12 protein-coding genes are annotated in these 12,618 nt (G+C 56.9%); 3 read left to right on the forward strand and 9 right to left on the reverse strand.

The window, feature by feature from the left end:
* Positions 1-169: 169 nt before the first annotated feature.
* The 9 genes from msrQ to mrcB form a co-directional block, all read right to left on the reverse strand.
* Positions 170-790: a protein-methionine-sulfoxide reductase heme-binding subunit MsrQ gene (msrQ, locus tag ACEN2T_RS22585; protein WP_286819929.1), complete on the reverse strand. Its 621-nt coding sequence runs from the start codon at positions 788-790 to the stop codon at positions 170-172.
* Positions 790-1,803: a protein-methionine-sulfoxide reductase catalytic subunit MsrP gene (gene msrP / locus ACEN2T_RS22590; RefSeq protein WP_286819928.1), complete on the reverse strand. Its 1,014-nt coding sequence runs from the start codon at positions 1,801-1,803 to the stop codon at positions 790-792. Before msrP ends, msrQ begins: the two co-directional genes overlap by 1 nt.
* Positions 1,804-1,866: 63 nt before the next feature.
* Positions 1,867-2,724, reverse strand: coding sequence for a CDP-diacylglycerol--serine O-phosphatidyltransferase (gene pssA, locus ACEN2T_RS22595; RefSeq protein WP_032884759.1), 858 nt, complete (start codon positions 2,722-2,724; stop codon positions 1,867-1,869).
* Positions 2,725-2,867: 143 nt separating this feature from the next.
* Positions 2,868-3,884: a ketol-acid reductoisomerase gene (gene ilvC, locus ACEN2T_RS22600; RefSeq protein WP_003194132.1), complete on the reverse strand. Its 1,017-nt coding sequence runs from the start codon at positions 3,882-3,884 to the stop codon at positions 2,868-2,870.
* A gap of 47 nt (positions 3,885-3,931) precedes the next feature.
* Positions 3,932-4,423, reverse strand: a complete 492-nt coding sequence (gene ilvN, locus ACEN2T_RS22605) for an acetolactate synthase small subunit (RefSeq protein ID WP_003176102.1) — start codon at positions 4,421-4,423, stop codon at positions 3,932-3,934.
* Between the two features lie 2 nt (positions 4,424-4,425).
* Complete coding sequence (locus ACEN2T_RS22610) at positions 4,426-6,150, reverse strand: acetolactate synthase 3 large subunit (protein ID WP_095186270.1); 1,725 nt, start codon at positions 6,148-6,150, stop codon at positions 4,426-4,428.
* A 431-nt stretch (positions 6,151-6,581) separates the two neighbouring features.
* The gene (locus tag ACEN2T_RS22615; protein ID WP_032884758.1) at positions 6,582-6,911 is read right to left on the reverse strand and encodes a YqcC family protein; all 330 of its coding nucleotides are present in this window, start codon (positions 6,909-6,911) and stop codon (positions 6,582-6,584) included.
* On the reverse strand, positions 6,911-7,645 hold the full coding sequence (locus ACEN2T_RS22620) for a tetratricopeptide repeat protein (RefSeq protein ID WP_442117578.1): 735 nt from the start codon (positions 7,643-7,645) through the stop codon (positions 6,911-6,913). Before ACEN2T_RS22620 ends, ACEN2T_RS22615 begins: the two co-directional genes overlap by 1 nt.
* A gap of 16 nt (positions 7,646-7,661) precedes the next feature.
* Positions 7,662-9,986, reverse strand: coding sequence for a penicillin-binding protein 1B (mrcB, locus tag ACEN2T_RS22625; protein ID WP_442117579.1), 2,325 nt, complete (start codon positions 9,984-9,986; stop codon positions 7,662-7,664).
* A gap of 118 nt (positions 9,987-10,104) precedes the next feature.
* Between mrcB and ACEN2T_RS22630 the strand changes: the two genes are divergently transcribed.
* The 3 genes from ACEN2T_RS22630 (at position 10,105) to ACEN2T_RS22640 (ending at position 12,574) form a co-directional block, all read left to right on the forward strand.
* Positions 10,105-11,661, forward strand: a complete 1,557-nt coding sequence (locus ACEN2T_RS22630; protein WP_442117580.1) for an AAA family ATPase — start codon at positions 10,105-10,107, stop codon at positions 11,659-11,661.
* A gap of 93 nt (positions 11,662-11,754) precedes the next feature.
* A complete protein-coding gene (locus ACEN2T_RS22635) occupies positions 11,755-12,099 on the forward strand; it encodes a pentapeptide repeat-containing protein (protein WP_032884754.1) in 345 nt (114 codons plus the stop codon).
* Between the two features lie 202 nt (positions 12,100-12,301).
* Positions 12,302-12,574: a TfoX/Sxy family protein gene (locus tag ACEN2T_RS22640; protein WP_032884753.1), complete on the forward strand. Its 273-nt coding sequence runs from the start codon at positions 12,302-12,304 to the stop codon at positions 12,572-12,574.
* Positions 12,575-12,618: the final 44 nt, after the last annotated feature.

A 12,618-nucleotide genomic window follows, 5' to 3' on the forward strand; every position in this document is an offset into this window, starting at 1 on the left:
TACACGCTGCTGTCAACACCTCTTTTTCAACTTCCTTTTGGCTTCGATGAACTGAAGCAACTTACTGCCGAAAACTGAGTAACTCATTGTTTACCAAGGAGTTTTCCGTTTAGACTGCGCCGGAAGTGGGGCGAATTATAGGCTCCCAGAATCTGCGGTCAAGCGTTAATTACGCTTTTGTTGCAGAAGGTGGTTTTTTCGCAATAAGCCGGGGGATTCGGCGCATCACCGGCGGTACACGCAACACCAGCAGCAGCGCACCTAAAGATGCATAGATTACCCACTCCTTTAGATCAGCTCGCACGACCCACAACATATGCAGCAGTCCAAGCCCAAGAATCACATATACCAGGCGATGCAGCTTCTTCCAACGACTGCCCAGTCGACGCTGGCTATAGCGATTAGACGTCACCGCCAACACCAGCAACGACAAGAACCCTAACGTACCCACAATAATATAAGGCCGCTTACGTAGCTCGACCCCAAGCTGAGACCAATCCAGCCCCAGAACAAACACACAATAGGCCGCCAGATGCAGTACCACATAAGCAAAGCACCACAACCCTAGCTGTCGGCGCACCGCTATCCACCCCGCCCAGCCGCTCAACTTTTGCAGCGGGGTCATCCCCAGCGTGATCAACAGCAGGATCAAAGTGCCCAACCCCAGTCGATCAACCAGCACCTTTCCTGGATCTGGTCCAAGAACAAAACTCCACGCCTCATATAGCCATAACAAAGGCCACACTGCCGCGACTATAAAAACGCCGATGCGCCAGATGGGGTAGCGCATTAGTAGTTCTTCCGCAGGTCGAGACCGGCATATAAAGAAGCAACCTCATCCGAGTAACCATTGAACATCTGCGTTTCACGTACATTCGGACTGAACAAACCACTTGGCAGACGACGCTCACGCGCCTGAGTCCAACGCGGATGGTCCACTGTAGGGTTCACATTGGCATAGAACCCATATTCATCCGCCGCAATACTCTGCCACGTGGTTTTCGGCTGCTCACTCACAAGGCTGATCCGCACGATCGACTTCACACTCTTGAAACCGTACTTCCAAGGTACGACGAGACGTAACGGCGCGCCGTTCTGATTGGGCAACTCGCGCCCATACATCCCGACGGCAAGAATCGCTAAAGGATTCATCGCCTCATCCAGGCGCAAACCTTCAACATAAGGCCAATCGATCAAGCCAAAACTCGAACGCTGCCCCGGCATACTCTTGGAATCCTGGAGTGTTTCAAAGCGGATGTATTTGGCCTTGGAAGTTGGCTCAACCTGCTGGAGCAACGCGGAGATCGGAAAGCCCATCCATGGAATGACCATCGACCAAGCCTCGACGCAGCGCAACCGGTAGATCCGCTCTTCCAACTGATAGGGCTTCATGAAGTCCTCCAAGGCATAACGCCCCGGCTTGGCAACCTCACCATCAATCACGACACTCCAAGGTTCGGTCTTGAGTGAACCCGCGTTGTTCGCCGGATCCCCTTTGTCAGTGCCGAATTCATAGAAGTTGTTGTAGTGGGTTGCGTCCTTGAACGGGGTGATAGCCTCACCTTCAACCGTCACAGCCTGCCATTTAGTAGCAGGCAGCTTGCCAGTAAACCAGCTCGGCGCCTTCCCCGGCTCAACATCGGCATATCGCGCAGCGTCATCCGCACTGGCCCAACGCGGCAGGCTGCTGGCAGCAATGCCCGCAAGCGCACCACCGATAAAGCTACGGCGAGAAAAATAGAAGGATTCAGGAGTGACATCCGATTCATGGCAATCGGACGCTTTAGGCAATTTGATTAACATGGCAACTCCGCAGCATTGGAGGACTGATGCACCAATAGACTGCGGAGTATGGGGGAAATTACATTAAGGCAACGTTTTGTCCCGGCGCATATGTAGCAAGTACTGAACTGGCCCAGAAGCGGCGTAGACCAAGAAGGCCAATAGCAGAATCCGAGGCGGATCACTGAAGACCACCGCAAACACCAGCACCACTGCCAGGATTGCCACGAAAGGTACTCGCCCTTTGAGATCAAGCTCCTTGAAGCTGTTGTACTTGATGTTGCTGACCATCAGCATTCCGGCAGCGGCAACCATTAACGCCACCAGGAAAGACATTTTCGAGCCCTGGATGCCGTAATCACTGAATGCCCAGACGATACCCGCCACGACACCCGCCGCTGCCGGACTGGCCAACCCGATGAAGTAACGTTTATCAGCAGTACCCACCTGAGTGTTGAAGCGCGCCAGACGCAAAGCGGCGCCCGCGACATAGATGAAGGCAACCATCCAGCCAACCTTCCCCATGTCACCCAACGCCCAAGCAAATGCCAACAGCGCCGGCGCGACCCCAAATGCAACCATGTCAGACAGCGAATCGTACTCGGCACCGAAAGCACTTTGGGTATTGGTCATACGTGCAACACGACCATCCAAACCGTCGAGTACCATGGCCACAAAAATGGCAATGGCCGCAAAACCGAAGTACTTGCTGGCACTCGCCGCATCACCCGCCGCCAGCGCACTTTGGGCACTCATGGAGTTGATAATGGAATAGAAACCGGCAAACAAGTTTGCCGTAGTGAACAGATTGGGCAGCAAATAGATGCCACGATGCCGGACCTTGCGGCCTTCAGCGTCATGCCCTTCTTCGACATGTTCATCGATCGGTAGCAGGCTTTCGGCGTCAGGAGCCTGGTTAGGCTCTTCGGGACGTTCGCTCATGGACTTTACCTTGCAACGGTGTGAAAAAATTCGACCAATACTTGCGGCGAGTGTTCGCTCGCAAACGATGCAGCTTTATACCAGAACCCGCCCCCAAACGAAAAAACGCGGCCTAAGCCGCGTTTTCTCTTGATGCGTACGACTTAGTTTTTAGCTTTGTCGACGATCTTGTTGGCACCGATCCACGGCATCATGGAACGCAGTTGCTCGCCGATGACTTCGATACCGTGAGCAGCGTTGTTACGACGCTTGGCGGTCATCGAAGGGTAGCCGGTAGCGCCTTCACTGATGAACATTTTGGCGTATTCGCCGTCCTGAATACGTTTCAGGGCGTTGCGCATAGCCTGGCGGGACTCGGCGTTGATCACCTCTGGGCCAGTCACGTACTCGCCGTATTCGGCGTTGTTGGAGATCGAGTAGTTCATGTTGGCGATACCGCCTTCGTACATGAGGTCAACGATCAGCTTCAGTTCGTGCAGGCATTCGAAGTAGGCCATTTCCGGCGCGTAGCCAGCTTCAACCAAGGTTTCGAAACCGGCTTTAACCAGCTCAACGGTACCGCCGCACAGAACGGCTTGCTCGCCGAACAGGTCGGTTTCGGTCTCGTCCTTGAAGGTGGTTTCGATGATGCCGGTACGACCACCACCGACGCCAGCAGCGTAGGACAGTGCAACGTTTTTGGCATTGCCGGATGCGTCCTGATAGATCGCGATCAGGTCAGGGATACCACCGCCTTTGACGAACTCGGAGCGTACGGTGTGACCTGGCGCTTTTGGCGCGATCATGATCACGTCCAGGTCTGCGCGTGGCACAACCTGGTTGTAGTGAATCGCAAAGCCGTGGGAGAAGGCCAGGGTGGCGCCTTTCTTGATGTTCGGCTCGATTTCGTTTTTGTACAACGAGGACTGGAACTCGTCCGGGGTCAGGATCATGACCAGGTCAGCAGCAGCAACAGCGGAAGCAACGTCAGTCACTTTCAGGCCATGAGCTTCCGCCTTGGCAACGGTGGCCGAGCCTTTACGCAGGCCAACAGTCACGTCAACGCCGGAGTCTTTCAGGTTGCAAGCTTGCGCGTGACCCTGGGAGCCGTAGCCGATGATGGCGACTTTCTTGCCCTGGATGATCGACAGGTCACAATCTTTATCGTAATAAACTTTCATGAGGTTCCTCTATATATCCAGGCCGTAAGGCCATTCACTAATTTGGGTTAGATGCTGAGTACTTTGTCGCCACGGGCAATCCCGGTGACACCACTGCGTACCGTTTCCAGAATCGAGGCCGTCCCGATCGACTGGATGAAGCTGTCCAACTTGTCGCTTGTACCGGTCAGTTGCACGGTATAAACGCTGGCGCTCACATCGACGATCTGCCCGCGATAGATGTCGGTAGTCCGCTTGATTTCGGCACGTTGGGCACCCGTAGCCTTGACCTTTACCAGCATAAGCTCGCGCTCGATGTGGGCACTTTCCGACAGGTCGACCAGCTTGACCACTTCGATCAGCTTGTTGAGGTTCTTGGTGATCTGCTCGATCACCTCATCGTGGCCCACGGTGGTCAACGTCAGGCGCGACAGAGTCGGGTCTTCGGTCGGAGCCACGGTCAGGCTTTCGATGTTGTAGTTGCGTTGCGAAAACAGGCCGACAACACGAGACAGAGCGCCGGGTTCGTTCTCCAGAAGCAGGGAGATAATGTGCCGCATGATTAAGTACGCTCCGTCTTGTTCAGCCACATGTCGCGCATAGAGCCGTCTTTGATCTGCATCGGATAAACGTGCTCGCTGGTATCCACTTGAATATCGAGGAACACCAGGCGGTCCTTCATGGCGAACGCCTCTTCCATCTTCGGCTTCAGATCTTTCAGATCGGTGATGCGAATGCCGACGTGGCCATAGGCTTCAACCAACTTGATGAAATCCGGAAGCGATTCCATATAGGAATGAGAGTGACGGCTGCCGTAGCTCATGTCCTGCCATTGACGAACCATACCCAGCACGCCGTTGTTCAGGCAGACGATCTTCACCGGAAGACCGTACTGCAGGCACGTCGACAGTTCCTGAATGTTCATCTGGATGCTGCCTTCACCGGTAACGCACGCGACGTCGCTGTCCGGGAAGCTCAGCTTCACACCCATGGCCGCAGGAAAACCAAAGCCCATCGTGCCCAGACCACCGGAGTTGATCCAGCGGTTAGGCTTGTCGAACTTGTAGTATTGCGCGGCGAACATCTGGTGCTGACCCACGTCGGAGGTCACAAAGGCGTCGCCCTTGGTCACTTCGCACAGGGTCTCGATCACGGTTTGAGGCTTGATGATGCTGCCGTCGCCCTTGTCGTAAGGGAACAGGCCGCGGTCACCGCGCCATTCGTCGATCTGCTTCCACCAGCTGGCGACGGATTCCTTGTTCGGCGTCTCACCGATGTCCTTAAGCGCAGCGACCATTTCGGTCAGCACACTTTCCACAGGACCTACAATTGGCACGTCGGCCTTAATGGTCTTGGAGATGGACGCTGGATCGATATCGATGTGGATGATCTTCGCGTTCGGGCAGAATTTGCTCGCGCCGTTGATCACACGATCATCAAAACGCGCACCCACAGCCAGGATCACGTCGGCGTGGTGCATGGTCAGGTTGGCGGTGTAGCTGCCGTGCATGCCGAGCATGCCGACGAACTGACGGTCCGTACCCGGAAAGGCGCCGAGGCCCATCAGGGTGTTGGTGACCGGCAGGTTGAGCAGCTTGGCCAACTCGGTCAATGGGGCGGAGCCCCCGCCGAGGATCACACCGCCACCCGAGTACAACACAGGGCGCTTGGCTGCCAGGAGCATTTCTGCCGCCTTGCGAATTTGCCCCGAGTGCCCACGAACGGCCGGACTGTAGGAGCGCAGCTTGGCTTTCTTAGGGAAGACGTATTCGAATTTCTCAGCCGGGTTGGTCATGTCTTTCGGGATATCGACCACGACAGGGCCCGGGCGACCGGACTGCGCGAGGTAGAACGCCTTTTTCATGACTTCCGGGATTTCCGACGCATGCTTGATCATGAAGCTGTGTTTCACGATCGGCCGGGAGATACCGATCATGTCGGTTTCCTGGAATGCATCGGTACCGACCATGGTGCTTGGCACCTGGCCAGAAATGATCACCATCGGGATGGAGTCCATATAAGCAGTCGCAATGCCGGTAATGGCATTCGTTGCGCCTGGGCCGGACGTAACCAGCACCACGCCGGCTTTACCGGTGGCACGGGCGTAACCGTCAGCCATATGGGTCGCGGCTTGTTCGTGGCGAACCAGGATGTGGGTAACAGCCGGCTCCTTGAACAGTGCGTCGTAAACATGCAACAGAGCACCACCTGGGTACCCGTAGATATAGTCGACGCCTTCGTCACGCAAAAAGCGGACGAGCATCTCACCGCCAGATAAAAGCTCCACGTTGTTCACCTCTAAAACGCCAGAATACCGTCCGTTGAAAACCGACGGGTCTTAATAGGTTTACTTCTCAACAGAGCATGAGCGACGGTGGTCGCCGACTACGTCAGCACTGACTGAGCAAGTATTGGGATCGTCCCAAGTGTTGCGGGCTTTTCCCACCCAGCGCGAGGTAACGCGTTGCGGGTGTAACAGGTCGGCGCGGATGTGCGCCTCATGATCTGCTGAGCGGGCCTGCTTCTGGCAGTCCCGATACAGCGGACTTTGGATTCTTCTGTTTCAGGCCGTTCAAGTCAAGCAATAATTGCGCTTTTTTCCAACTAAGCGCATGAGAACGTAGAAGAAAGGGCTTTGAGGAGGGATAAAACTCGCCTGAATGTCGTCAAGCGGTAGAAATATGCGCAAGACTGCCGAAAAAACCGGCAGTCAGGCAATTAACGAGCGTCGACGATCAATTGATCGAACTTTTTCAGCGCATTGCGTAAACCGAGGCTCTCGCGCGGCCGATCGGCGTACACCATCTCGGCCATCTCCAGAATCCCTGACGCATTGGGCAGTGGCAGGTCCTGTTCGAGGATCTGCTTCATGCGCGTCAGGAAAATCCATTGCAGCCACTGGTGAAAGTCCAGGGTATCCACCGAAAACGGCTCAACACTGCTGAGCGCCTCGATGCTGGGTGACACCTCATCCCACCAGCCTTGTATGCGCAGTTCGCGCTCAATCAGCAATAACTGTTCGGCAATCGCGGGAAACCGTACATCCATCAGAGGCTGACCTTGGCTTTCTGCCGGGCCTGAGCAGCGCCAGCGGCATCACCTTGTGCGGCGCGCGCATCTCCGATTAACGCCCAGAGACTGGCCTGCAGATCGGGACGACCGTTGGCCAGCGTGAGGCCACGACGGGCGAACTGTTCGGCCTGAGGCGCATCGCCTTGGGCCATGCGTACCTGTGCCAGGCGATACAGTACTTGCGGTTCACGAGGTGCAACTCGCTGCGCCCGCTCAAGGCTCGATGAAGCGCCGTTCAGGTCGCCACCGGCCTGTTGTTGCTGCGCCGTAGTCAGCAAGGCCAGCACCGGACCGTCCAGTTGCTCGTCAGCCGAAAGGCCGCCGCCACTGGAGGAAGATGGAATGCCACTCGGCGTCGACGGCATGTTGTAAGTGCCCTGATTGATCGGCGCGGTCTGAATCGGCGCGGACTCAATCGGTCCGGAGGTGCTTGGCCCTGGAGTCCATGGCTCGGCACTGATCGGTGCGGACGTAGCGGCGCTGCCGCCCGGCACCATCACCACCACGCCCGAATCTTGCGGCACGGCCTGAGGCTTGGCCTGCGCCGGACGGTTGGTCACGGTCTGGCGGAAACCGCCATTGGCCGAGATCCGGTCGCTATTGGAGACGGCAGTGCTCGAATCCACCACGGGAATGGAGCCGCGCTGCACGCTGGAGCAACCGCTGAGCAAAGCCAGAGCTGTAATCGCTGGAATACACCACTTGTTCACTTGAAACCCTCTTTGCTTAATTCATCCAGCCCTTGACCCAATCCATCACCGATTCCGCGTCCGCAGGGGCACCGCCGCCGCACGCAGCACCGGGTGGTGGCTCGCTGCCGCGAATATACGGCATCTGTACTGCGCCCGGACAGTTAGCGTCGGAACCCTGGCCGGTATGCGGATCAATCCAGGCCTGCACAATGTTATCCGGCTGCGGCATATTCAATGGCATCGGGTCGGCCTTGCGCATAAAACTGGTCCAGACCTGCAACGCACCGGTAGCACCGGTAAAAGGCGTCTTACCGTTGTCGTCTCGACCGAGCCACACCACGGCCAGTACATCCTGACCGAAACCTGCAAACCAGCTATCGCGCGAATCGTTACTGGTACCGGTCTTGCCCGCCAGCGTCAGGTTGGACGGAAGCACCTTATAGACCGAGCTACCGGTACCTTCACGCATCACGCGCTGCATGGCGTTCTGGATCAGGTAGATAGAGCCAGCGTCAAAGCGCTGCTGGATCTGGAACGGGTAGCGCTTGAGCGGCTCACCCTCAGCCGTCAGTACACTGCGGATCCCGCGCATCGGAGTGTTGAAGCCACCGTTGGCGAGGGTCTGGTACATGGTCGCGACTTCCATCGGCGTCATGGCGCCGGCGCCCAACAGGATCGATGGGAACGACGGGAATTCGCGGGTGATGCCCAGTCGAGCCAGCGTCTTGAGGACATTCGGCACGCCGACTTCCAGGCCAAGCCGAGATGTAGAGATGTTGTAGGAGTGCGCCAAGCCTTGATACAGGAACACCGTGCCGTGGGAACGGCGATCGAAGTTCTGTGGGGTCCACACCTGGCCGTCCCCGCCTTTGACCGACAGCGGATCATCCGACAGCCAGCTCGTCAGGGTGTACTTGCTCGGTTTTTCCAACGCAGTGAGGTAGACCGCAGGCTTGACCAGCGAACCAATCGGCCGCACCGCATCCAAAGCACGATTGAATCCGGCAAAACTCGCCTGGCGACTGCCGATCATGGCTTGGACTTCACCGGTTTCCGGATTGGTGACCACCATTGCGGCTTCTACTTCGTCGGAGCCCTTACGACCCGTCAGACGCTTGAAGGTATCGCTGACTGACGCTTCGGCCTTCATCTGCAAAATCGGGTCAAAACTGGTGAAAATTCGCAAACCTTCTTCGGTCAAGTCCTCGTCGCGGTAGTCTTCACGCAGTTGACGTTTAACCAGATCGATAAAGCCTGGGAATGAACTGTCCGCCAACTTGCCGCGAGTTGTCACACCCAGCGGCATTTTCTTCGCTGCGGCCACCTGTTCAGCCGTGGCCACGCCTTGCTGCTCAAGCACATCCAGCACCAAGTTACGGCGCTCAAGCGCACGCTCAGGATTGCGACGCGGGTTGTAGTAGGAAGGCCCCTTGACCATCCCCACCAACAAGGCCACTTGATGCAGCTTCAACTCAGACAGCGGCTGACCGAAGAAGAACTGGCTGGCCAGACCGAAGCCATGTACCGCGCGCTGGCCATCCTGCCCGACGAAGACCTCGTTGAGGTATGCCTCAAGGATTTCCTGCTTGCTGTAGTGAAGCTCAAGCAGCATAGCCATCATCGCTTCGGTGAGCTTTCGGGTCAGACTGCGCTCGTTGGTGAGGTAGAAGTTCTTCACCAACTGCTGAGTCAGCGTACTGCCGCCCTGGGTCATCTTGCCGCCGGACGTGTTCACCCAAACCGCACGGGCAATCGACTTCGGCGAAACACCCCAGTGGCTATAAAAATCGCGATCCTCTACCGCAACCAGAGTTTCCAGCAGGTACGGAGGCACCTGATCAAGCTTGATCAGGATGCGATCTTCAAGGTTTTTCGGGTAAATCCCGCCGATCATCAACGGTTCAAGACGTACCACCGGCAATTTCGAGCCGTTGAGGGAGGACAACTCGGCGACGTAATCACCGGAAAAGCGCACGCGGACCGGCTGGGCTTTTTCCAGGCCTTCATAGAACCGGAAGCCACGGGTATTCAGGTCGACAGTGTTTCCGCTGACAGCGGCCGCACCCGGGCCGTTGCTCACGGGTTCGCGGCGGTAGCCGAGGGCATCGAGCTCGGTAAGGAAGTCATCCTTGCTCAGCTTCTGGCCGCTGAACAATTCCAGCGGGCGCGCGTACACCTTTGCAGGAATGGTCCAGCGCTTGCCGGAGAACTTCTCCTGGACCACAGCGTCGAGGTACACGGCGAAGCCGGCGAGTACCACAAGGCCTACGAGGCCGAGCTTGAGCGCCCAGCCAAGCCAAGGGCGCAGGCCGCGGGAAGGAGGTTTTTTACGGGAACGGGGAGATCGGGTTCGAGTCATGGCGGCGGATTATACGCACTTTATTGATGATCAACATGAGCCGGACAGCGGTTTGCACGACCGTCCGTAGCAGCCATAATGCGCGCCATGATTTCCCCCAGACTCTGAAGGATCGCCCGTGAGCCAGTCACTGATCGCCGCCCTGCAAAACCCGGCTTTGTACCCTCATCCGGTTGAAGCGTTCCAAGTCATCGAGACCCATATTTCATGGGTCGTATTGACCGGCCCTTACGCCTATAAACTGAAAAAGCCGATGAATTTCGGGTTTCTGGACTTCACCGACCTGGAAAAGCGCAAACACTTCTGCAACGAAGAACTGCGTCTGAACCAGCGTCTGACGAACGATTTGTATCTGGACGTGTTGCCGATTACCGGCACTGCCGAAGCGCCTCAATTGGGCGGCGACGGCCCGGTGATCGAATACGCACTAAAGATGCGCCAGTTCCCGCAAAGCCAACTGCTCAGCACCCTGCAAGCCAATGGCGAACTGACTGCAGCGCACATTGATGAAATGGCCAAGCAAATTGCACACTTCCATCTCACGGCACCGAAAGTCCCGCAAACGCATCCGGCAGGCACTCCTGACGAAGTGATGGCACCGGTACGGCAGAACTTCGACCAGATCCGTCCGTTCCTAAGCGATAAGGCAGACCTGGTTCAACTCGAAGCCTTGCAAGCCTGGGCCGAAAGCAGCTTCGAACGCCTCAAGCCACTGCTGGCACAGCGCAAGCTCTACGGTTTCACCCGCGAATGCCACGGTGATATCCACCTCGGTAACGCCACCTTGATCGACGGCCAAGTGGTGATTTTCGACTGCATCGAGTTTAACGAACCGTTTCGCTTCACCGACGTGTATGCCGACACCGGCTTCCTGGCAATGGACCTGGAAGACCGCGGACTCAAGTCCCTGGCCCGCCGCTTCATCAGCCAATACCTGGAACTGACCGGCGACTATCAGGGCCTTGAAGTGCTGAACTTCTATAAAGCCTACCGCGCCCTGGTACGCGCCAAGGTGTCGTTGTTCAGCATGCCGAGCGAAGCAAGCCCGGTACAACGCGCCACCACTCTGCGCCAGTACCGCAACTACGCGAACCTGGCAGAAAGCTACAGCACTATTCCTTCACGCTTCCTGGCGATTACCCACGGCGTCTCGGCTGTGGGTAAAAGCCACGTATCCATGCGCCTCGTGGAAGCGCTCGGTGCCGTGCGCCTGCGGTCGGACGTGGAACGCAAACGCCTGTTCGGCGAGCAGCAAGTGGAAAACACGCTGCAGGCCGGTATCTATGCAGCCGACGCCAGCACAGCAACCTACGCTCGTTTGAACGACCTCGCAGATACCGTGCTGCGCGCCGGCTTCCCGGTGGTACTGGATGCCACCTTCCTGAAACGCGAACAACGTGAAGCCGCCGCCAAGGTTGCCGAAGCCACCGGTGCGCCCTTCCTTATTCTGGACTGCAACGCACCACAGGCCGTTATCAGCAGTTGGCTGGCACAACGTCAGGCAGACAAAAACGATCCGTCCGACGCTACTCTGGCCGTTATCGAAGCACAGCAGGCCAACCGTGACCCCCTCACAGCTGAAGAACTGTTGCTGAGCAAACGCGTCGAGACCAATCAAAGCGGGACTCTCGACGCGGTGGTCGCGCAAATTCGCCAGCGCTTGCCAGGCCTGTAAGAAAAAATTCTTGGTCGTGTCGTCTACTTGGGCGCACGGCCGAGCAATAGTGGCACTATAATGGCGCCATAAATCCAACAGGAGTTCGTTGTCATGAGTCAGCCCAAGCTTCTTGATACCCCGCTCTACTCGCTCCTGCATAAAGACGATGTTCGCGGTTTCAACCAGGAGCGTCCGAAAGACGGCGCTATCGACATGCGCGGAGGCGACTTCCGTGGGCTGGACTTACGCGAGTTGAATGTCACCGGCGTAGATTTTACCGACGCGTATTTCCGCTCCACCGACTTGCGCGGGTTGGATTTGCGCGACTGCTCGCTGGAGGGCGCCAGCCTGGCCCATGCGCAGATTTCGGGCACTTACTTTCCGCCTGAGTTGACCGCCGACGAAATTCTCATGTCGGTCAATTTCGGCACGCGTCTGCGCTACCGTACCAAGTAACACACGCCTCAAGCCCGCTACGTGCAACGTGTAGCGGGCGGCTCACGCCTGCTCACCGTCAAAATCCCCGCGCCATTCTTATAAGCTTTTTGGCCGTTTCGGACCAAAGAACCACGCCTTTCCTACTGAACGCTACACTCCTGTTCAGGCTTGCCTGGTCACGAATACCCACCGCACCATTCGGCCGTCGCAAGGAGGCTTGATGAACGATGAGCTGCAACACCTGAAAAACCTTGGCAAGACGTCAGCGCAGTGGCTGCATGCGGTGGGCATCCACAGCGCGTCCGACTTGCGGCGCTTGGGCGCGGTCGATGCGTATCGAGCTGTAAGGACTCGCGGCTTCCGCGCATCGAAAGTTTTGCTGTATGCCATCGAAGGGGCGCTGATGGATGTGCACTGGAACGACATCCCCGTTGAGCGTAAGGAAGCGTTGAACCGGCAACTGGATGCAATCTCAACGCGCCAGAAGAATTAGATCGACCAAAACACTCAATATTTACGTAGGTTTCGAACATCTGT

The sequence above is a fragment of the Pseudomonas sp. W22_MBD1_FP4 genome (assembly GCF_052113765.1).
Taxonomy (GTDB): domain Bacteria; phylum Pseudomonadota; class Gammaproteobacteria; order Pseudomonadales; family Pseudomonadaceae; genus Aquipseudomonas; species Aquipseudomonas sivasensis.